The sequence below is a fragment of the Amycolatopsis stemonae genome, from assembly GCF_054781455.1.
Genome location: NZ_BAAGUJ010000007.1, coordinates 401,017 through 424,981, shown reverse-complemented (window position 1 = coordinate 424,981; position 23,965 = coordinate 401,017). Strand labels below are relative to the sequence as shown.

At 75.2% G+C, this 23,965-nt stretch carries 2 protein-coding genes (1 of these 2 cut by a window edge); both read left to right on the top strand.

The genetic code is table 11. From position 1 onward, the window contains the following. Positions 1–15,147, top strand: partial view of a type I polyketide synthase gene (locus ACYVLJ_RS27155; protein WP_460440810.1) — the 3' portion only. It extends 9,030 nt beyond the left edge of the window; 15,147 of the gene's 24,177 nt are visible here — the last part of the coding sequence; its start codon lies off the left edge, out of view; it ends in the stop codon at positions 15,145–15,147. Continuing rightward, the gene (locus tag ACYVLJ_RS27150) at positions 15,144–23,945 is read left to right on the top strand and encodes a type I polyketide synthase (protein WP_460440809.1); all 8,802 of its coding nucleotides are present in this window, start codon (positions 15,144–15,146) and stop codon (positions 23,943–23,945) included. The genes ACYVLJ_RS27155 and ACYVLJ_RS27150 overlap by 4 nt, the downstream gene beginning before the upstream one ends. Positions 23,946–23,965: the final 20 nt, after the last annotated feature.

Genomic DNA, 23,965 nt, shown 5'->3' with positions numbered 1-23,965 from the left:
TTCTTCGAGATGAGCCCGCGCGAGGCGCTGGCCACCGACCCGCAGCAGCGGCTGCTGCTCGAGGGCGCGTGGGAAGCCCTGGAACGCGCGGGGATCGACCCGCGGTCCCTGGCGGGCAGCCCCTCGGGGGTGTTCATCGGCGCGGGCGTCTCGGGCTACGCCGCAGGCCTGCGCGAAGCTCCCGAAGGGCTCGGCGGGCACCTGCTCACCGGCAACGCGGGCAGTGTCCTTTCCGGACGGATCGCCTACCACCTCGGCGTCGAGGGCCCGGCCGTCACGCTGGACACGGCGTGCTCGTCCTCGCTGGTCGCGCTGCACCTGGCCACCCGGTCCCTGCGCTCGGGGGAGTGCTCGCTGGCGCTGGCCGGCGGCGTCGCGGTGATGGCCAACCCCGGCGCGTTCGTCGAGTTCAGCCGCCAGCGCGGCCTCGCGCCGGACGGCCGCTGCAAGGCCTTCTCCGACGGCGCCGACGGCACCGGCTGGTCCGAAGGCGTCGGCATGCTCGTGCTGGAGCGGCTTTCCGACGCGCAACGCCTGGGGCACACCGTGCTCGCGGTGGTCCGCGGCTCCGCCGTGAACTCCGACGGCGCGTCCAACGGCCTCACCGCGCCCAACGGCCCGTCGCAGCAGCGGGTGATCCAGGCCGCGCTCGCCGACTCGGGTCTGACTCCGTCCGATGTGGACGCCGTCGAAGGGCACGGCACGGGCACGAAGCTGGGCGACCCGATCGAGGCGCAGGCCCTCCTGGCCACCTACGGCCGGGACCGCGAACGCCCGCTGTGGCTCGGCTCCCTGAAGTCCAACCTCGGGCACACCCAGGCCGCGGCCGGGGTCGCCGGGGTGATCAAGATGGTCCTGGCCGTCCGGAACGGACTGCTCCCGAAGACCCTGCACGCCGCGCGGCCCTCGTCCGAAGTGGACTGGACGACGGGCCGGGTCGCCCTGCTCACCGAGGCGACGCCGTGGGAGGCGAACGGGCACCCGCGCCGCGCCGGGGTGTCCGCGTTCGGGGTCAGCGGCACGAACGCGCACGTCATCCTCGAAGAGGCCCCGGCCGCCGAGCCGGAGCTGCCCCGGCCGCGGCACACCGGGCTCGTCCCGCTGGCGCTGTCCGGCCGGTCGGAGGCGGCGCTGCGGGCGCAGGCCGCGGGCCTGCTCGGCCACGTCGGCACCGACCCGGCCGACCTGGCCTGGTCGCTGGCCACCACCCGCTCGGCGTTCGAGCACCGCGCGGTCGTGCTGGCCGAGGACGACGCCGAGCTGCGGGCCGGGCTCACGGCGCTCGCCGAGGGCGTCAAGTCCGCCGGGGTGGTGCGCGGGACGGCCGCGCCCGGCCGCACGGCGTTCCTCTTCACCGGCCAGGGCGCGCAGCGGCCCGGCATGGGCCGGGAGCTCTACCGCGAGTTCCCGGTGTTCGCCGACGCCTTCGACGCGGTGTGCGCGCACCTCGACCTGCCGCTCCGCGACGTCGTGTTCGGCGACGGAGACCTTTTGGACCGGACCGAATACACCCAGCCCGCGCTGTTCGCGGTCGAAGTGGCCCTGTTCCGGTTGGTCGAAGACTGGGGCGTGCGCCCGGACTTCGTCGGCGGCCACTCCATCGGCGAGCTGGCGGCCGCGCACGTCGCGGGCGTGCTGTCCCTCGAGGACGCGTGCACGCTCGTCGCCGCCCGCGCGCGTCTGATGCAGGCCCTGCCCGAAGGCGGGGCGATGGTCACCGTCGCGGCCACCGAAGCCGAGGTCACGCCGCTGCTGACCGACGGCGTGTCGCTGGCCGCGGTCAACGGGCCGGCGTCGGTCGTGGTGTCGGGCGACGAGGAGGCCGTGCTGGCCGTCGCCGCGCGGTTCGAGAAGACCAGGCGCCTGCGGGTGAGCCACGCCTTCCACTCGGCGCGGATGGACGGCATGCTCGCCGGGTTCCGCGAAGTCGCGGCCGGGCTGACCTACCACGAACCGGCCGTGCCGGTGGTCTCCACCGTCACCGGCGAAGTGGCGACCGGCCTGGGCGACCCGGAGTACTGGGTCCGCCAGGTCCGCGCGACGGTCCGGTTCGCCGACGGCGTCCGCACGCTCGCCGGCCGCGGGGTGACCCGGTTCCTGGAGCTGGGCCCGGCCGGGGTGCTCTCGGCGATGGTCGCCGAGACCGCCGACGGCGAGCCGGTGGCCGTGCCGGCGTTGCGGGCCGGCCGTCCCGAAGCTCGCACGCTCCTGGCCGCGCTCGCCGCGCTGCAGGTCGACGGCGGGGGCGTGGAGTGGGCGCGGGTCCTGCGCGAAGGGGCGCGGGTCGACCTGCCCACCTACGCCTTCCAGCGCGAGCGGTTCTGGCTGGAGGTGCCGGACGTCGACGGCGATCCGGCGTCGCTCGGCCAGAGCGGCGCGGGACACGGCCTGCTGTCGGCGGCCGTCGACCTGGCCGGCGGAGACGGTGTCGTGCTCACCGGGCTGCTCTCGGCGGACGCGGTGCCGTGGCTGGCCGAACACCGCGTCGACGGCGAGATCCTGTTCCCCGGCGCGGGTTTCGTGGAGCTGGCGCTGCGCGCGGCCGACGAGGCCGGCTGCGACCAGGTCGAGGAGCTGGTCCTGGAAGCGCCGCTGGTGCTGCCCGAGCGCGGCGGGGTGCCGGTGCAGGTCCGCGTCGAGGCGCCGGACGGCGCCGGGCGCCGCGCCTTCGGCATCTACACCCGCGGCGACGGCTGGACCCGGCACGCGGGCGGCACCCTCGCCCTCGGACTGTCCAAAGCGGAAGCTCTGACGCAGTGGCCGCCCCCGGGCGCGCTGCCGGTCGACGACTTCTACGCGCGTCGCGCGGCAGCCGGGTTCGCCTACGGCCCGACGTTCCAGGGCCTGTGCGCCGCGTACCGCGCGGGCGACGACGTGTACGCCGAGGTCGCCCTGCCGACCGGGACGACGACCGGCGAGTGGGGCCTGCACCCGGCCCTGCTGGACGCGGCGCTGCACGCGCTGACCTTCGCCGACCTGCCGGACCTGCTGCCGTTCTCGTGGGCGGGCGTCAGCCTGCACGCGACGGGCGCGACCGAGCTGCGAGTCCGCCTGCACGTGACGGGCACCGCGGTTCAGCTGACGCTGGCCGACGCGACGGGCCAGGTCGTGGCCACGGCGGACGCCGTCGTCCTGCGGCCCGCCACCCGGCGCGCGGCCACCACGCACCACCGCGTCGAGTGGGTCGTGACTGGCAGCGCCGCCCCGGTCGCCCGGCAGGCCGCGGTGCTGGGGAGTCTGCCCGGCCTCGAAGAGCTGCCCGCCTACCGGGAGCCGGCCGAGCTGATCGCCGCCGGTGCGGTGCCCGAGGTCGTGTTCGCGTCCTGCCGGCCCGAGGACACCGACGACGTCACGTGGGCCGTCTGGGCTTCCGCGCAGCGGGCGCTGGCGCTGGTCACGGCCTGGCTGGCCGACCCGCGGTGCGCCGGCTCGCGGCTGGTGTTCGCGACCCGCGGCGCGGTCGCGGTGACCCCCGGCGAGGTGCCGGACGTCGTGGAGGCCGCCGTCTGGGGTGCCGTGGAACCGCTGCTGGCGCGGTACCCCGGCCGGTTCGCGCTCGTCGACGGGGCCGCCGTCGAGCCGGGCGTGGACCGTCTCGCGATCCGCGGTGACGTCGCCTACGAGCCGCGGACCACGGTGGTCACGCCGGACGCCTGGAAGCCCGGGGGGACCGTGCTGCTCACCGGCGCGTCCGGCGAGCTGGGGGCCGCCGTCGCGCGGCACCTTGCCGAAGAGCGGGGCGTCCGGCGGCTCGTCGTGCTCGGCGCGGCACCCGTGCCGGGAGCCGACGTCGTCGTCTGCGACCCCGCCGACCGGTACGAACTCGCCCGGGCGCTCCGGGACGTCCCGGACGTGACCGCGGCGGTCCACATCGGACTCGCCGAGGGCGCGGCGGATCTGCGCGACCGCGCCGACATCGCGTTCAACCTCGCCGAGCTGGGCATCGAGCTCGTCGTCCTGACTTCGGCGGGCGGCGAAGGCCTGGTCGCGGCGCAGACCGCCGTGCTCGAAGCCGTCGCGCACAGCGCGCTCGCTTGCCGCCCCGGCGAGACGTTCGCCCTGCTGGGGACCCGCGGAGCGCTGCGCGTCGCGGAAACCGCCCCGGCGAAGGAGCCGGTCAAGACCCGCCGGGTGGTCGCCCGGGTGGCCGACGCGGGCAACGCGCTGCACCAGAAGCTCGCCCGCCTGCCCGAGGCCGACCGGCACCGGGCCCTCCTCGAGATCGTCCGCACCGAGGCCGCGCTCGTGCTCGGCCACGCCGGGCCGGACGCGGTCGGCGCCGACCGCGCGTTCAAGGAACTGGGCGTCGACTCGCTGACCGCCGTCCAGCTGCGCAACGCGCTGAACACCGCGACCGGCCTGCGGCTGCCCGCGACCTCGGTCTTCGACCACCCGAACCCGGGCGCGCTGGCGAAAGCCCTGCACGCGGAGCTGTTCGGCGAGGAAGAAGAGAACACCGAGGTCGTCACGCGGGTCGACGAGCCGATCGCGATCGTCGGCATGGCGTGCCGCTACCCGGGCGGCATCGCCGACCCCGAAGACCTCTGGCGCCTGGTCGCCGCGGGTGGCGACGCGATCTCGCCGTTCCCCACCGACCGCGGCTGGGACCTCGAAGCGCTCTACGACACCGACCCGGACGCGCCCGGCACCTGCTACGCCCGCGAGGGCGGGTTCCTGCACGACGCAGGCGCGTTCGACCCCGGCTTCTTCGGGATCAGCCCGCGTGAGGCCGTCGCGATGGACCCGCAGCACCGCCTGCTGCTGGAAGTGTCGTGGGAGTCGATGGAACGCGCCGGGATGGACCCGGCGACGCTGCGCGGCAGCCGCACCGGCGTCTTCGCCGGCATCACCTACCAGGACTACGGCGGCCTGCTCGGCGCCGCGACCGACAGCTTCGAGGGCTTCCTCGGCACCGGCAACTCGCCGAGCGTGCTCTCCGGCCGGGTCGCCTACACCTTCGGCCTGGAAGGCCCCGCGGTTTCGATCGACACCGCCTGCTCGTCGTCACTGGTCGCGATCCACTGGGCGTGCCAGTCCCTGCGGGACGGCGACTGCACGCTCGCCCTCGCCGGCGGCGTGACGGTCATGTCGACGCCGGTCTCGCTGGTCGAGTTCAGCCGTCAGCGGGCGCTGGCCGCGGACGGGCGCAGCAAGCCGTTCTCGGCCGACGCCGACGGTGCCAGCTGGGCCGAGGGTGCCGGGATGCTGATGCTGGAACGGCTGTCCGACGCCGAACGCAACGGCCACCGCGTGCTCGCGGTGATCAAGGGCTCGGCGATCAACTCCGACGGCGCGTCGAACGGCCTCACCGCGCCGAACGGCCCGTCGCAGCAGCGGGTGATCCGGCGGGCACTGGCCAACGCGCACCTGGAACCGTCCGATGTGGACGTCGTCGAGGCGCACGGCACCGGCACGAAGCTCGGCGACCCGATCGAAGCGCAGGCCATCATCGCCACCTACGGGCGCGAGCGGCCCGCGGACCGGCCGGTGTACCTGGGGTCGTTCAAGTCGAACGTCGGGCACGCGCAGGCGGCCTCCGGCGTCGGCGGCGTGATCAAGATGGTCCAGGCGATCCGGCACGGCCTGCTGCCGAAGACCCTGCACGCCGAAGTCCCGTCGCCGCACGTCGACTGGGACGCGGGCGACGTCAGCCTGCTCACCGAGACCCGGCCGTGGCTCTCCGAAGGGCCGCGCCGCGCGGGCGTGTCGTCGTTCGGGATGAGCGGCACCAACGCACACCTGATCCTGGAGGAGTTCGCTTCGGACGCGGCGGAACGGCCGGAGCGCCCGGAGTCCGTCGTGCCGCTGCTGCTGTCCGCCCGGACCGCCGATGCCCTGCAGGGGCAGGCCGAACGGCTCGCCGAGGTCCTGTCCACCGAGGACGTGCACGATGTCGCGGCGTCGCTGGCCACCACGCGGTCCGCGTTCGAACACCGGGCCGTCGTCGTCGGCGCCGGCCGGGACGCGCTCCTGACCGGCCTGACCGAGCCCGCCGTGCGCGGGGTCGCCGGGACGCCCGGCAAGACCGTGTTCGTCTTCCCCGGCCAGGGCTCGCAGTGGGCCGGGATGGCCCTGGACCTCGCCGAAACCACGCCGGTGTTCGCCGAGCGGCTCGCCGAGTGCGGCGCCGCCCTCGCACCGTTCGTGGACTGGCGGCTGGCCGACGTCCTGGGTGACGCCGAGATGCTGCAGCGGGTCGACGTCGTGCAGCCGGCCTGCTGGGCCGTCATGGTGTCGCTGGCCGCGCTGTGGGAGTCCTACGGCGTCCGGCCGGACGCTGTCGTCGGGCACTCACAAGGGGAGATCGCCGCGGCCTGTGTCTCCGGTGGACTGTCCCTCGAGGACGGTGCTCGCGTCGTGGCGTTGCGGAGCAAAGTGATCCGGGCGTCGCTGGCGGGCCGGGGCGCGATGGCTTCCGTGGCTCTCCCGGCCGAGGACATCGAGCTGCCGCCGGGCGTTTCCGTGGCCGCGCTGAACGGCACCGCCGCGGTCACCGTCTCCGGCGACCCGGACCAGGTCGACGCGCTGGTGGCCCGCTACACGGCCGACGGCGTCCGGGCCCGCAAGGTCGCCGTGGACTACGCGTCGCACTCCGAGCACGTCGAGGCGATCGAAGCCGAACTCCTGGACGTACTGGCCCCGGTCGCCCCCCGTGAAGCGACGATCCCGTTCTACTCGACCGTCACCGGCGACTGGCTCGACACCACCGAGCTGACCGCCGCCTACTGGTACCGCAACCTGCGGCAGCGCGTGCTGTTCGCGCCCGCGACGGTGGCGCTCGGCGAGCAGGGGTACGGCGTGTTCGTCGAGTCCAGCGCGCACCCCGTGCTGGGCACCGCGATCGCCGGAACCCTCGAAGACACGGTCGTCACCGGATCGCTGCGCCGGGACGAGGGCGGGCTCGCCCGCTTCCTGACGTCGGCCGGCGAGCTGTGGGCGCGCGGGGTCGACGTGGACTTCGCGTTGACCGGATCCCCGGTGGACTTGCCGACTTATCCGTTCCAGCGGGCGCGGTACTGGCCGACGCTGCCCGGCCCGGGCGACGTCGCCGCGGCGTCGGACGCCGCCGACGCCGGGTTCTGGTCGGCCGTCGAACGCGACGACGCCGGTGAGCTGGCCCGCACCCTGGGGCTCGACGCACCCGCCGTCGAAGACCTGCTGCCCGCGCTGGCCGCCTACCGCAGGCAGCGCCGGGAAGAGTCCACGGTGGACAACTGGCGCTACCGCGTCGGCTGGCAGCCGGTCCCCGCCGGCGCCTCGCCGCGGCTCGGCGGCACCTGGCTCGTGGTCCGCCGTCCGGGCGACGAGACCCCCTTGCCGCTGGACCGCTTCGGCGCCGAGGTCGTCACCGTCGAGGCCGAGGCCGGCGTCGACCGGGACGTGCTGGCCGGGCGGATCGGCGATGTCGAACCGGCGGGGATCGTGTCCCTGCTGGGCACGGACGAGTCCTACCGCGGTCTCGTCGACACGCTCACCCTGATCCAGGCCCTCGGCGACCTCGAAGCTCCCTTGTGGACGTTCACCCGCGGCGCCGTCTCGACCGGCAAGGCCGACGCGCTCCGCAACCCGGCGCAGGCCCCCGTGTGGGGCCTCGGCCGCGTCGCCGCGCTCGAGCTCCCCGGTCGCTGGGGTGGCCTGCTCGACCTGCCGGCCGACCTCGACGACCGCGCGTTCGCCCGCGTCGTCGCCGCGATCACCGGAGCGGAAGACCAGGTCGCGGTCCGCGCGTCCGGTGTCTTCGCCCGCCGGCTCACGCGGTCGCCGCTCGGCTCGGCGACCCCGGACCACGCGTGGACGCCCGAAGGAACCGTGCTGGTCACCGGCGGTACCGGTGGCCTGGGCGCGAAGGTCGCCCGCTGGCTGGCCGGCCGCGGCGCCGAGCGGCTGGTGCTCACCAGCCGCCGCGGCGCGGACGCCCCGGGCGCGGCGGAACTGCGCGAAGAACTCGCCGGGCTCGGTGCCGAGGCGACCGTCGTGGCCTGCGACGTCGCCGACCGCGACGCCCTGGCCGCGGTCATCGCCGAGTACCCGCCGACCGCGGTCGTCCACGCCGCCGGGGTGCTCGACGACGGCGTCCTGTCCTCGCTCACCCCCGAGCGCCTGGCGAACGTGCTGAAGCCCAAGGCCCTGGCGGCGTTCCACCTGCACGAGCTGACCCGGGACCTGGACCTGTCGGCGTTCGTCTCCTTCGCCTCGACGGCCGGCGTCTGGGGCGGGCCCGGCCAGGGCAACTACGCCGCCGCCAACGCCTACCTCGACGCGCTCGCCGAGCACCGGCGCTCGCTCGGGCTGGCCGCGACGTCGATCTCCTGGGGCCCGTGGGCCGACACCGGGATGGCCGACGCGGCCGCCGTCGCCGAGCGGCAACGTCTCGGCGGCATCCACGCACTCGACCCGGAACTGGCGATCGCGGCACTGCAGCAGGCCCTCGACCACGGCGAGACCACGCTGACCGTGGCGGGCGTCGACTGGGCGCGGTACGTGCCGTCGTTCACCGCGGTCCGGCCGAGCCCGCTGCTGCGCGGCATCCCCGAGGCGCGGGCGGCGATGGAGTCGGCGCCGGAGGGGCCCGCGCTGAGCGAGCGCGACGTGCTCGAGTTCGTCCGCACCCAGGTCGCCGGGGTGCTCGGGTACGCCGGGCCGGGCGACGTCGAGCCGAACCGGGCGTTCACCGACCTCGGGTTCGACTCGCTGACCGCGGTCGACCTGCGCAACCGGCTCAGCGTCGCCACCGGGCTCAAGCTGCCCGCGACGCTGATCTTCGACTACCCGACGACGACGGCCCTGGTGGCGCACCTCAAGGGCGAGCTGGGCGAACCGGCCGACGCGCCGTCCACAGTGGACGTCACGCCGAAGGCCGTCGAGGACGACCCGATCGCCATCGTCTCGATGGCGTGCCGGTTCCCCGGCGGCGTGCGCTCGCCGGAGGACCTGTGGGCACTGCTGTCCGGTGGCGCGGACGCGATCACCGACTTCCCCGACGACCGCGGCTGGGACCTCGACGCGCTCTACGACCCGGACCCCGACCACCAGGGCACGTCCTACACCCGCCGCGGCGGGTTCCTCGACGGCGCCAGCCGGTTCGACGCCGCGTTCTTCGGCATCAACCCGCGCGAGGCCCTGGCCATGGATCCGCAGCAGCGCCTGCTGCTCGAAACCGCCTGGGAGGCCGTCGAACGCGCCGGGATCGATGCCGCGTCGCTGCGCGGCGGCCCGGTCGGCGTCTTCGCCGGTTCGAACGGCCAGGACTACACCCCGCTGCTCGCGCTCGGCGACGACGAGGGCGTCGAGGGCTACACCATGACCGGCAACGCGGGATCCGTGGTGTCCGGCCGGATCTCCTACGCGCTGGGCCTCGAAGGCCCGGCGGTCACGGTCGACACGGCCTGCTCGTCGTCGCTGGTCGCGGTGCACCTCGCGACGCGGGCACTGCGGGCGGGGGAGTGCTCGCTGGCACTGGCCGGCGGCGTGACGATCATGTCGACGCCGTCCGGGTTCATCCAGTTCAGCCGCCAGCGCGGCCTCGCGCTCGACGGCCGCTGCAAGGCGTTCTCCGACGACGCCGACGGCACCGGCTGGGGCGAGGGCGCCGGGATGGTGCTCCTCGAACGGCTGTCCGACGCGCGCCGCAACGGCCACCCCGTGCTCGCGCTGGTGCGCGGCAGTGCGGTCAACCAGGACGGCGCGTCGAACGGCCTGACCGCGCCGAACGGGCCGTCGCAGCAACGGGTCATCCGTGCCGCGCTGGCCGACGCGGGCCTGCGGCCGTCCGAAGTGGACGCCGTGGAAGCGCACGGCACCGGCACGGTGCTGGGCGACCCGATCGAGGCGCAAGCCGTCCTGGCCACCTACGGGCAGGGCCGCGAGCGGCCGCTGTGGCTCGGTTCGGTGAAGTCCAACATCGGGCACACGCAGGCCGCGGCCGGTGCCGCCGGGATCATGAAGATGGTCCTGTCGCTGCGCCACGGCCTGCTGCCGAAGACGTTGCACGCCGACGTGCCGTCGTCCCACGTGGACTGGAGCGCCGGCGACGTGCGGCTGCTGTCCGACGCCGTCGAGTGGGCGCCGAACGGGCACCCGCGCCGGGCCGGGATCTCGTCGTTCGGCGTGAGCGGCACCAATGCGCACGTGATCGTCGAGCAGGCTCCCGAAGCGGCCCCGGTGCCGGAACCGGCGTGGTCCGGGCCGGTGCCGTGGGTCCTTTCGGGACGGTCCGAAGCCGCGCTGCGGGCCCAGGCCGCGCAACTCGCCGACCACGTCGAGAGCGAGCGCCCGGCCGACGTCGGCTGGTCCCTCGCCACCGGCCGCTCGGCCTTCGAGCACCGCGCCGTGGTGATCGGCACCGAAACCGGCGAGCTGGTGCGGGGTCTGCGTGCCCTGGTCGACGGACCTCTCCCCGGCCCGGCCGGCGAGGGCCGGACCGGGTTCCTGTTCACCGGGCAGGGCGCGCAACGGCTCGGCATGGGCCGAGAGCTGTACGCCGAATACCCGGTGTACGCCGAGGCGTTCGACGCGGTGTGCGCGCACTTCGACACCGAGCTGGACCGGCCGCTGCGGGACGTCGTCTTCGGGGACGAAGACCTCCTGAACGAGACCGGCTACACCCAGCCCGCCCTGTTCGCGGTCGAGGTGGCGCTGGTCCGGCTGCTGGAGTCGTGGGGCGTGCGGCCGGACTACCTGGCCGGGCACTCCATCGGCGAACTGGCGGCCGCGCACGTCGCCGGCGTGTTCAACCTGGCGGACGCGTGCCGCCTGGTCGCCGCGCGCGGCCGGCTGATGCAGGAACTCCCGCGGGGTGGCGGCATGCTGGCCGTGTCGGCCACGGAGGACGAGGTCACCCCGCTGCTGACCGGCACCGTGAGCATCGCCGCGATCAACGGGCCGACGTCGATCGTGGTCTCCGGCGACGACCTCGACGCGATCGAGCAGCACTTCACGGCCCTGGGCCGCAAGACCAAGCGGCTCACGGTGTCCCACGCGTTCCACTCGCCGCTGATGGACCCGATGCTGGCCGCGTTCGCGAAGGTGGCCGAGCGGATCACCTACGCCGAGCCGAGCCTGCCGGTCGTGTCCACGGTGACCGGTGCGGTCACGCCGGTGACCACGCCGGAGTACTGGGCCGGCCAGGTGCGTGCAGCCGTGCGGTTCGCCGACGCCGTCACGACGCTGCACGGCCTGGGCGTCACCAGGTTCGTCGAGATCGGGCCGGACGCCGTCCTGGCGCCGATGGTCGAAACGGCGATCCCGGCGCTGCGCAAGGGCCGGGACGAGCGGACCACCCTCCTGGCCGCCGTCGGGGAGCTGCACGTCCACGGGCAGAGTCCTGATTGGACGGCCGTGTTCGCCGGGACGGGCGCGCGCCGGGTCGACCTGCCGACGTACGCGTTCCAGTACCAGCGGTTCTGGCCGCACCTGACCGGGCTGCCGGTCGGCGACGTCACCGCGGCCGGTCTCACGGCCGTCGACCACCCGCTCCTGGGGGCGGCGGTGTCCGTCGCCGGGGCCGGCGAACTGCTGTTCACCAGCCGGCTCGCGCTGTCGACGCACCCGTGGCTCGCTGGGCACGAGGTCATGGGTCAGGTGCTGCTGCCGGGCACGGCGTTCCTCGAGCTGGCCGTCCGGGCCGCGGACCAGGCCGGCTGCGCTCGCGTCGAGGAGCTGACGCTGGCCGCGCCGCTGGTGCTGCCCGCGCGCGGCGGCGTCCAGCTGCAGTGCTCAGTGGCCACGCCCGGCGAAGACGGGACGCGGGCCTTCACCGCGCACTCGCGGGTCGAAGGCGCCGACGACTGGGTCCTGCACGCGACCGGCGTGCTCGCCGTCGAAGCCGGAAGCCCCGGCGAACCGCTGACCGAGTGGCCGCCCGCGAAGGCGGAACCCCTTTCCGTGGAAGACTTCTACGACACCTACGCGGCCGGCGGCTTCGCCTACGGGGACGCCTTCCGCGGCCTCACCGCGGCCTGGCGTTCGGGCGACGACGTGTTCGCCGAGATCGCGCTGCCCGACTCGGCCCGGGACGACGCCCGCCGCTTCGGCCTGCACCCGGCGCTGCTCGACGCGGCCCTGCAGGCCCTGCTCTACCTGCCGTTGGAAGGGTCCGGGCAGAGCCGGCTCCCGTTCTCCTGGTCGGGTGTCACACTGCACGCGTCCGGCGCCGACGCCCTGCGCGTCAAGCTGAGCCAGGCCGGACCGGACGCCCTCGCGTTGACCATCGCCGACACCGCGGGCCACCCGGTCGCCACCGTGGGCTCGCTCGCGATGCGCCAGGTCTCGGCCGAGATGCTGACCGATGCCGGCCGGCTGCGCGACTCGCTGTTCCAGGTGGACTGGACGCCGCTGGGCGCCGGGTCCGAACCGGACACGAGTTCGTGGGCCGTGCTCGGCCCGGACCAGCACAAGCTCGGCGTCCAGCTCGGCACGTCGGGCCCGTTGAGGTCCTATGTGGACATGGACGCGCTCCTCGCCGAGGGCGGCACGCCACCCGAGGTGGTGTTCGCGCCGCTCGTGCCCGGGCGGACGGCGGACCTGCCGGGCTCGGTGCGGGCCGCGACCGGGCTGGTCCTGGCCACTGTGCAGCGCTGGCTCGCCGAGGACGCCCTGGAAGGCGCGAAACTCGTGTTCGTCACCTCCGGCGCCGTGGCCCACCGCGGCGAGGTGACGGACCTGGCCAACGCCGCGGTCTGGGGCCTGGTCCGCTCGGCCCAGGCCGAGAACCCGGACCGGTTCCTGCTGGTGGACGTCGACGGCACGGACGCTTCCTACGGCGCCGTTCCGGCCGCACTCGCCACCGGCGAGCCGCAACTGTCCCTTCGCGACGGTGAGCCGCACGCGGCCCGGCTGGTCCGCGCCGAAGCGGCCGGCGGCGTGCTCAGCGCGCCGGAGGACGGGCACTGGCGGCTCGGCATCGTGGACAAGGGCACGCTGGAAAACCTCACCCTGCTGCCGTGCCCGGAGGTCGCCGGCCCGCTGCCGGACGGGCACGTGCGGATCGCCGTGCGCGCGGCGGGCGTCAACTTCCGCGACGTCCTCACCGCGCTCGGCATGTACCCCGGCGAGGCCGGGCAGCTGGGCCTGGAAGGCGCGGGCGTCGTCACCGAAGTCGGCCCGGGCGTCACCGACCTGAAGGAAGGCGACCGGGTGCTCGGCATGTTCCCCGGCGCGTTCGGCCCGGTCGCGGTCGCCGACCAGCGGCTGGTCGCCCGGGTCCCGGACGGCTGGTCGTTCGCCGAGGCCGCGTCCGTGCCGATCGTCTTCCTCACCGCGTACTACGCGCTGGTCGACCTCGGCCGGGTGCAGCCGGGGGAGACCGTGCTGGTCCACGCGGCCGCCGGCGGCGTCGGCATGGCGGCGGTCCAACTGGCGAAGCACCTCGGCGCCGACGTGTTCGGCACCGCGGGCGCTGGCAAGTGGGCCGCGCTGCGCGAGCACGGCCTCGCCGACGACCGGATCGCCTCCTCGCGGACCTTGGACTTCGAGGACCGCTTCCGCGCGACCACCGGGGGCCGGGGTGTCGACGTCGTGCTCGACTCCCTGGCCGGGGAGTTCGTCGACGCCTCGCTGCGGCTGCTACCGCGTGGCGGGCGGTTCCTGGAGATGGGCAAGACCGACGTCCGGGTCCCCGCCGAGGTCGCGGAAAACCACCCGGGCGTCGCCTACCGGGCGTTCGACCTCATCGAAGCCGGGCCCGACCGGATCGCCGAACTGCTGCGCGAGGTCCTCGGCCTGCTCGGCCGGGGCGTGCTCCGGCCGATCCCGGTCACCGCGTGGGACGTCCACCGTGCCCCCGCGGCGTTCAAGCACCTCCAGCAGGCCAAGCACGTCGGCAAGGTCGTGCTGACCGTGCCCGCGCCGCTCGACCCCGAGGGCACGGTCCTGATCACCGGCGGCACCGGCGGCCTGGGCGGGTTGCTGGCCCGGCACCTGGTCACCGAGCACGGCGCTCGGCACCTGCTGCTCACCAGCCGGCGCGGCCTCGCCGCCGAGGGGGCGGCCGAACTGCGCGACGAGCTGACCGGGCTGGGCGCGACCGTCACCGTCGCGGCCTGCGACGCCGCCGACCGCGACGCCCTGGCCGCGTTGCTCGGCGGCATCCCCGCCGAGCACCCGCTGCGGGCGGTCATGCACACGGCCGGGGTGCTCGACGACGGCGTCGTCGGCTCGCTGGACGCGGCCCGCCTGGACAAGGTGCTGCGGCCGAAGGTCGACGCCGCGGTCCACCTCGACGAGCTGACCCGGCACGCCGACCTCACCGCGTTCGTGCTGTTCTCCGGTGCGGCCGGGCTGTTCGGCGGCGCGGGCCAGGCGAACTACGCGGCCGCAAACGCTTTCGTCGACGCCTTCGCCACCCACCGGCACGCCCTCGGGCTGCCCGCCGTGGCGCTGGCGTGGGGGCCGTGGTCGGCGTCGGCCGGCATGACCAGCGGCCTGACCGAGACGGATCTGAGCCGGATGGCCCGCGCCGGGCTGCTGCCGCTGTCGGCGGAGCTCGGCCTCGCCCTGCTCGACGCGGGCGTCGCGGCCGGCGAGGCGGCCGTGGTGCCGATGCGGGTCGACACGGCCGCGCTCGCGTCGTCGGGTGCGGTGGCCCCGCTGTTCCGGGGGCTCGTCACCGCCCCGGCGCGGCGCGCGGTCACGGCCGCCGCGAAGGCCGGGCCCGCGGGCCTGGCCGAGCGGCTCGCCGCGACGCCGGCCGCCGACCGCGCGGACCTGGTCGTCGAGGTGGTCACCAGGCAGGTCGCCGCCGTGCTCGGGCACGCGTCCACAGTGGACATCGACCCGGCGAAGGCGTTCACCGAACTGGGCTTCGACTCGCTCACCGCGGTCGAGCTGCGCAACCGGCTCGGCGCGGTCGCCGGGAAGCGGCTGCCCGCGACGCTCGTCTTCGACTACCCGACGGTGCTCGAGCTGGCGGGCTACCTGCTCGACGACATCGCCCCGGCGGCGCCGTCCGCCACCGGCCTGGTCGACGACCTGCGTGGTTCGCTCGCCTCCCTGCCCGAGGGCTACGAGGGCCGCGAGGAGATCACCGAACGGCTGCAGAGCCTGCTCGCCTGGTGGACCGGCACCGCGGAACCGCAGTGGGACGACGAAGTCGCGGCGGCCTCCGCCGACGAGCTGTTCGACCTGATCGACAAGGAGTTCGGGGCGTGACCGCCGACAACGAGAAGAAGCTGCTCGACTACCTCAAGAAGGTCACCAGCGACCTGCGGGCGGCGAACCAGCGGCTGCGCGAGGTCGAGGACCGGGACGCCGAACCGGTCGCGGTGATCGGCATGGGCTGCCGGTTCCCCGGCGGTGTCCGGACGCCCGAGCAGCTGTGGCAGCTCCTGGTCGACGGCGGCGACGGGATGGCCGGCTTCCCGGCCGACCGCGGCTGGCCCGCGGCGCTGTACTCCGGCGACGCCGGCCGGACGGGCACCAGCTACGTCCGGGAGGGCGGTTTCGTCTACGACGCGGCCGAGTTCGACCCGGGCTTCTTCGGGATGAGCCCCCGCGAGGCCCTCGCCATGGACCCGCAGCAGCGGCTGCTGCTCGAAACGGCGTGGGAGACGTTCGAGCGCGCCGGGATCGACCCGCTGTCCCTGCGCGGCACGCGCGGCGGCGTGTTCGTCGGCGGCACGTCGACCGGCTACGGCTCCGGCCTGACCGCGCTGCCCGAAGGCGTCGAAGGCCACCTGCTCACGGGCAACTCGACGGCGGTCATCTCCGGCCGCGTCGCCTACCAGCTCGGCCTCCGCGGCCCCGCGGTCACCGTGGACACCGCGTGCTCGTCTTCGCTGGTCGCGCTGCACTGGGCCGCCCAGGCCCTGCGCCGCGGCGAGTGTTCGCTGGCGCTGGTCGGCGGCGTCACCGTGATGTCGACCCCCGGCATGTTCCTCGAGTTCAGCCGCCAGCGCGGCCTCGCGCCGGACGGGCGGTGCAAGCCGTTCGCGGCCGCGGCCGACGGCACCGGCTGGTCCGAAGGCGTCGGCCTGGTCCTGGTCGAGAAGCTGTCCGACGCGCTGGCCAACGGCCACCCGGTGCTGGCCGTGGTCCGCGGCTCCGCGGTCAACTCCGACGGCGCGTCCAACGGTCTCACCGCGCCCAACGGACCGGCGCAGCAGCAGGTCATCCGGGCCGCGCTGGCCAGTGGCGGGCTCACCCCGTCCGAGGTGGACGCCGTGGAAGCGCACGGCACCGGCACCACGCTCGGCGACCCGATCGAGGCGCACGCGCTGCTGGCGACCTACGGCCAGGACCGCGAGCGGCCGCTGCGGCTCGGCTCGGTGAAGTCGAACATCGGCCACACCCAGGCCGCCGCGGGCGTCGCCGGGGTGATCAAGATGGTTCTCGCCCTGCGCAACGGGTTGCTGCCGCGCACGGTGCACGTCGACGCGCCGTCGCCGCACATCGACTGGGCGGCCGGGTCCGTCGAGCTGCTCACCGAGAACGTCGAGTGGCCCGCGGGCGGGACTCCCCGCCGGGCGGGCGTGTCGTCCTTCGGCATCAGCGGCACCAACGCGCACGTGATCCTGGAGAGCTACGACGAGCCCCCCGCCCCGGCGACCACCGTCGACGGTCCGGTCCCGCTGGCGCTCTCGGCGCGTTCACGCGAGGCCCTGCGGGAGCAGGCCGTCCGGCTGCGGGACCACCTGGCGACGGGCGCGTCGCTCGCGGACACGGCGTGGTCGCTCGTCACCGGGCGGTCCGCGTTCGAGCACCGCGCCGTCGTGCTGGCCGCCGACGCGGCCGGGGCGGCGACCGCGCTGGAAGCCCTCGCCGGCGGCGAGCCGTCACCGTCCCTTGTGGAGGGTGTGGCGGGCAAGTCCGGCAAGACGGCGTTCCTGTTCTCCGGCCAGGGTTCCCAGCGGATCGGCATGGGCGCGGGGCTGCGGGCGGCGTTCCCGGTGTTCGCCGAGGCCTTCGACGCGGTGTGCGCGGAATTCGACCTCCCCGTGGCCGAAGCGATCTCGGGAGACTCCCTGCACGACACGGGTTTCACGCAGCCCGCGCTGTTCGCCGTCGAGGTGGCGTTGTTCCGGCTGCTGGAGTCCTGGGGCGTGAAGCCGGACTTCCTCGCCGGGCATTCGATCGGCGAGCTGGCGGCCGCGCACGTCGCCGGGGTCCTCTCGCTGGCCGACGCCTGCACGCTGGTCGCCGCGCGGGCGCGGCTGATGGCGGCCCTCCCGGCCGGCGGCGCGATGGTCGCCGTCCAGGCCGGCGAAGCCGAAGTCAAGCCCCTGCTCGGCGAGCGCGTCGACCTGGCCGCCGTCAACGCGCCCGACTCGGTCGTGCTCTCCGGCGACGAAGACGCGGTGCTCGCGGCCGCGGCCGAACTGGGGTCCCGGGGGCGCAAGACCAAACGGCTCGCCGTGTCGCACGCCTTCCACTCGGTGCGGATGGAACCGATGCTGGCCGAGTTCCGCGAGGTCGTGTCCGGGCTGACGTTCTCGGCGCCGAAGATCCCGGTCGTGACCGGCGGGCCCGCCGACCTGACCGACCCGGAGTACTGGGTGCGGCACGTGCGTGAACCGGTCCGGTTCGCCGACCGGATGACGGCCCTGGAAGACCGGGGTGCCGCCCGGTTCGTCGAGGTGGGCCCGGACCGGACCCTGGCCGGGATGGCGGACGTGCCCGTCGTGGCGATGCTGCACGCGTCGCGCGACGAGCGGGAGTCGGTGCTGGCCGCGCTCGCCGAATTGCACGTCCGCGGCGGCGCGCCCGGCTGGACCGCGCTGCTCGACGGCGCCCACCGCGTCGACTTGCCGACGTACGCCTTCCAGCGGGAGCGGTTCTGGCTCACCGCACCGGAGTCGGCCGCCGTCGGCGACGTCGGCGCGGACGACTTCTGGTCGGCGGTCGACCGGCAGGACCTCGAGGCGCTGACCAGCACCCTGGACGTCCCGTCGGAGACACCGCTGAGCGACGTCCTGCCCGCGCTGGCGTCCTGGCGCCGCCGTCACCACGAAGAGTCCACTGTGGACAACTGGCGCTACCGGATCGGCTGGCGCCCGGTCACCGGCACGACCACCGCGCGGCTGTCCGGCCGCTGGCTCGTGGTCACCCGCGAAGCCGCTGACGACCTGGTGGCGGGACTGCGCGCCCGGGGCGCCGACGTGGAGGTGGCCGGCGCCGAGCTTCCCCCGGGGCTGACCGAGCCCGACGGGATCCTTTCCCTGCTGGCCGTGGACGAGACGCTCGCGCTCGTGCAGGCCCTCGGCAGGCACGGCTGGTCCGCGCCGCTGTGGTGCGCCACCCGGGGTGCGGTCTCCACCGGCCGGTCCGATCCCCTCGCGCACCCGGACCAGGCGCAGGTGTGGGGCCTGGGCCGGGCCGCCGCGGTGGAACACCCGCGCCGGTGGGGCGGTCTGATCGACTTGCCCGGGCACCTCGACGAACGGGCCCTCGACCGGCTGTGCGGCGTGCTCGCCGACGGCACCGAGGACGAGGTCGCCCTCCGGCCGTCCGGCGTCTTCGCCCGGCGGCTCGTGCGAGCGCCGCTGACCACCGAATGTCCCGGGTGGACAGTCCGCGGCACGGTGCTGATCACCGGCGGGACCGGGGCACTCGGCGGCCACCTGGCCCGCTGGGCCGTCGAGCGCGGCGCGTCGCGCGTGGTGCTGGCGAGCCGGCGCGGCCCGGGTGCGGCCGAGCCGGCCGCGCCCGAGATCACCGTCGTGGCCTGCGACTGCACCGACCGGGACGCGGTCACCGCGCTCGTGGACTCCCTGCCGGACCTGAGCGTCGTCATCCACGCCGCCGGGGTTCTCGACGACGGCGTCCTCGACGGCCTCACCCCCGAAAAGCTCGACCGCGTGCTGCGCGCCAAGGCGACCACCGCCCGGCACCTGCACGAGGCCACCGCCGGCCGTGAACTCTCGGCGTTCGTGCTGTTCTCGTCCTTGGCGGGCACGGTCGGCTCGGCCGGGCAGGGCAACTACGCGGCGGCGAACGCCTACCTCGACGCCCTGGCCGCGTACCGGCGGGCGCGCGGGCTCCCGGCGACGTCGCTCGCCTGGGGACCGTGGGCCGACGCCGGCATGGCCGCGGACGAAGCCGTCCGCGACCGGCTCCGCCGCGGCGGGCTCACGCCCCTCGACCCCGCCCTCGCCCTGGCCGCGCTCGACCGGGCCCTGGGCGCCGGCGACGTCGCGCTCGCGCTCGCCGACGTCGACTGGCCGGTCTACGGCCCGGCGCTCACCGCCGTCCGGCCGAGCCGGTTGCTCGACGAACTTCCCGAAGCGGCAGGCGAAGCGCCGCGGGTCGAGCTGTCCGGACTGTCCGAAGAGGACCTGCTGACGCTCGTGCGCCGTCAGGTCTCGGCCGTCCTCGGGTACGCCGAGGAGGTCGCCGCGGACAGGTCGTTCGCCGATCTCGGCTTCGATTCGCTGACCGCGGTCGAACTGCGCAACCGGCTCGGTCTGGCCACCGGCACCGAACTGCCCGCGACGCTGGTTTACGACTACCCGACCGCCGCCCACCTGGCCAAGCACCTCGCGGGCACGGCGAGCGAAGAGCCGGCCGTCGAGCGGGCCGCGATGTCCCCCGAGGACCCGATCGTCGTCGTGGGGATGGGCTGCCGGTTCCCCGGCGGCGTCCGGACCCCGGACGACCTGTGGGACCTGCTGATCTCGGGCGGGGACGCGGTTTCCGGCTTCCCCGCCGACCGGCACTGGGACCTCGCGGGCCTGGCGGCGGCCGGGGTCGTCGCGAGCGGCGGCGCGTTCGTCGAGGGGGTCACGGAGTTCGATCCGGGCTTCTTCGGCATCTCGCCGCGGGAAGCCCTGGCGATGGATCCGCAGCAGCGGCTCGTCCTCGAGACGGCGTGGGAGACGCTCGAACGCGCCGGCGTCGACCCGGGCCGGGGCGCGGACGTCGGCGTGTTCCTCGGCACCAACGGCCAGGACTACCCGGCGGTGCTCGCCGGTTCGGGCGAGGACTTCGGCGGGTTCGTCGGCACCGGGAACGCGGCTTCGGTCGTGTCGGGCCGGGTTTCGTACGTGCTGGGCCTCGGTGGCCCGGCGGTCACCGTGGACACGGCGTGCTCGGCTTCGCTGGTCGCCTTGCACCTGGCCGCCCAGTCGGTGCGCGCGGGCGAGTGCGCGATGGCGCTGGCCGGCGGCGTGACGGTGATGGCGACACCCGGCGCGTTCGTCGAGTTCTCACGCCAGGGCGGGCTCGCGGCGGACGGCCGCTGCAAGGCCTTCGCCGACGGCGCGGACGGCACGGGCTGGGGCGAAGGCGCCGGTGTCGTGCTGGTCGAGCGGCTCTCGGACGCGCGCCGGCTCGGGCACCCGGTGCTCGCGGTCCTGCGTGGCTCGGCGGTGAACCAGGACGGCGCGTCGAACGGCCTCACCGCTCCGAACGGACCGTCGCAGCAGCGCGTCATCCGGGCGGCACTGGCGAACGCCGGGCTGACACCGTCCGATGTGGACGCCGTCGAGGCGCACGGCACCGGGACCGCGCTGGGCGACCCGATCGAAGCGCAGGCTCTGCTGGCGACCTATGGCCGCGACCGCGAGCACCCGCTGTGGCTCGGCTCGCTGAAGTCCAACATCGGGCACACGCAGGCGGCCGCGGGCATCGCGGGCGTCATCAAGATGGTGCTGGCCCTCCAAAAGGGACTGCTGCCGAAGACATTGCACGTCGACACGCCGTCGCGGCACGTCAAGTGGGACGGCGTCGCGTTGCTGACCGAGACGACACCGTGGCCGGCGGGGGAGCGGCCGCGCCGCGCGGGTGTGTCGTCGTTCGGCTTCAGCGGCACCAATGCCCACGTCATCCTCGAACAGCCGCCCGTTGTCGAGGCCTCGGACGCTCCCGCCACGGACGTCGTCTGGCCGTTGTCGGGCCGGTCGGAAGCGGTGCTGCGCGAGCAGGCCCGGCGGCTCGCGGAGTTCGCCGGGACCTCGGACGTCACCCCGGCCGAGGTCGCCCGTTCGCTGGCCGCGCGGGCGGTGTTCGACCACCGCGCGGTCGTGACCGGTACCGACCTGGTCGCCGGACTGAACGCGGTCGCCGCGGGCACCAAACACGCGGGTGTGGTCGCCGGACAGGCGAACGACGGCAAGACCGCGCTGCTGTTCGCGGGGCAGGGCTCGCAGCGGGTCGGCATGGGGGCCGAACTGTACGAGCGGTTCCCGGTGTTCGCGGACGCGTTCGACGCGGTGTGCGCGCACCTCGACGTGGACCGGGCGGTCTTCGCGGACGCCGTGGCGCTGGACCGGACGGGGACCACGCAGCCCGCGCTGTTCGCGCTCGAAGTCGCGCTGTTCCGCTTGCTGGAGTCGTGGGGTGTCAAGCCGGACTACCTCGTCGGGCATTCGATCGGTGAGCTGGCCGCCGCGCACGTCGCCGGGGTGTTTTCGCTCGAAGACGCGTGCACGCTGGTGGCCGCCCGCGCGAGCCTGATGCAGGCGCTGCCGGGCGGCGGCGCGATGCTCGCCGTGCAGGCCGCCGAGCAGGACGTTCTCGAGGTCGCCGCGGGCCGGGCCGACCTGGCCGCGGTCAACGGACCCCTGGCCACCGTGCTCTCCGGCGACGCCGCCGCGCTCGCCGGGATCGCCGCGGAGCTGACCGAGCGCGGCGTGAAGTCTAGGGATTTGCGGGTCTCGCATGCGTTTCACTCGGCTCATATGGACGCGATGCTGGCGGAGTTCGCCGAGGTGGCGCGCGGGATCGGCTACGCCGGGCCGCGCATCCCCGTCGTGTCCACGGTGACCGGCGACGCCGACCTGACGGACCCGGAGTACTGGGTGCGGCAGGTGCGTGAGCCGGTGCGGTTCGCGCAGGCCGTCGAGACGCTGCGCGAGGCCGGGGTGACCCGGGCCGTCGAACTGGGGCCGGACGGGACGCTGACCGCGCTGGCCCCCGGACTGCGGGCGGTTCCGGCGTTGCGCAAGGACCGGCCGGAGACCACGACCGCGCTCTTGGCCTTGGCGAACCTGCACGTCAGCGGGCACCCGATCGACTGGGCACCGTGGTCGCCGGGCACCCGGCACGTCGCGCTGCCCACCTACCCCTTCGACCGCCAGGCCTTCTGGCCCGAACCCCTGGTCCCGGTGCCGCCGGCCGCCGACGCCTGGCAGTACCGCGTCTCGTGGCGACCGGTCGCGGACCGGCCCCGCGCGAGCCTGGCCGGCCGCTGGGCCGTGGTCGTACCCGCCGGGTACGACGACGCCCCGCTGGTCAAGGCCGTCCTCCCGGCCCTCGCCGACGCGGGTGCCGAGCCGGTGCGGGTCACCCTGGGGGAGACCAGCCGCGACGCGCTCGCCGCCGAACTGCTCGGCCTCGGCCCGGTCGACGGCGTCGTCTCGCTGCTGGGGCTGGCCGTCGAGGTCCGGGCGTCCGTGCCGCTCGGGCTGGCGCTGACCACCGTGCTGCTCCAGGCCCTCGGCGACGCCGGGGTCGGCGCGCCGCTGTGGTCGGTCACCACCGGAGCCGTCGCCGTCGGTGCCGAGACGCTCGAGCAGCCCTTCGCGGCCGGGATCTGGGGCCTCGGCCGCGTCGCGGCACTGGAGCACCCGGACCGCTGGGGCGGCCTGGCCGACCTGCCCGCCGAGCCCGGCGAAGCGGAGCTGACCCGGCTCGTCGCCGCGTTCACCGCCGGCGAGGACCAGCTCGCGATCCGGCCGGAGGGGGTCTTCGCGCGGCGGCTCGTCCACGCGCCGGGCGACGACGCCGAACCCTGGACGCCGACCGGGCCGGTGCTCGTCACCGGCGGCACGGGTGCGCTGGGCGCCGAGGTCGCCCGGTGGCTGGCCCGCACCGGCGCGCCGCACGTCGTGCTGGCCGGCCGGCGCGGACCCGCCGCGCCGGGAGCCGCCGAGCTGGAAGCCGAGCTCAGCGCGCTGGGCGCCAAGGTGACGCTGGTCGCCTGCGACCTCGCCGACCGCACGGCCGTCGCCGAGCTCCTGGACTCGGTGCCCGACCTCGACGCCGTCGTCCACGCCGCCGGGGTGCTGGACGACGGGGTGTTGGACGCCTTGACGCCGGGCCGCCTCACCACCGTCCTGCGGGCCAAAGTGGACTCCGCGTGGCACCTGCACGAACTGACGGCCGGCCGCGAGCTGTCCGCGTTCGTCCTGTTCTCGTCGCTGGCGGCCACGCTCGGCGCGGCCGGGCAGGGCAACTACGTCGCGGCCAACGCCGTGCTGGACGCGCTCGCCGAGCACCGGGCCGGGCTCGGCCTGCCCGCGACCTCGATCGCCTGGGGCCCGTGGGCCGGCGCGGGCATGGCCGCCGGTGCCTCGCGCGCCGGGCGCGGCGGGATCCGCCCGATGGCCCCGGAACGGGCCACCGCCGCCCTGCACCGCGCGCTCGGCGGCGGCGAGACCGTCGTCGCGGTCGCCGACATCGACTGGGAGCTGTTCGCGCCCGCGTTCACGGCGCTCCGGCCGGCACCGTTGCTCGACGACCTGCCCGAGGCGCGCCGGGTGCGCGCCGCCGCGGCGAAGCCGGAGCAGGACTTCCGGGCGAAGCTCGACACCCTGACCGGGCCCGAGCGGGACCGCGCGCTGCTCGATCTGGTGCGCGCCGAGGTCGCCGCCGTGCTCGAGTACGCCGGGCCGTCCACAGTGGACCCCGCGCTGGCGTTCAAGGAACTGGGCCTCGACTCGCTCACCGCGGTCGAGCTGCGCAACGGGCTCGCCGCCGTCACCGGGCTGGCCCTGCCCGCGACGCTCGGCTTCGACTACGCGAACCCGGCCGCGCTCGCCCAGTACCTCGGCCGGGAGCTCGGCCCGGCCGATCCGGCCGGGGCGGCCGAGGCCGAGCTGGACCGCATCGAGGCGGCCTTCGCGGTGCTGACGGCCGAGCAGCTCGCCGGCACTCGGATCACCGCCCGGCTGCAGGCGCTCCTGAGCCGGCTCGAGGCGCCCGCGTCCGGCACGGGCGCGCGGCAGAAGCTCGAGACGGCCAGTTCCAGCGAGATCTTCGACTTCATCGACAACGAGCTGGGCCTCGCGTGACGCGCGGAGGGGGTGCGAAG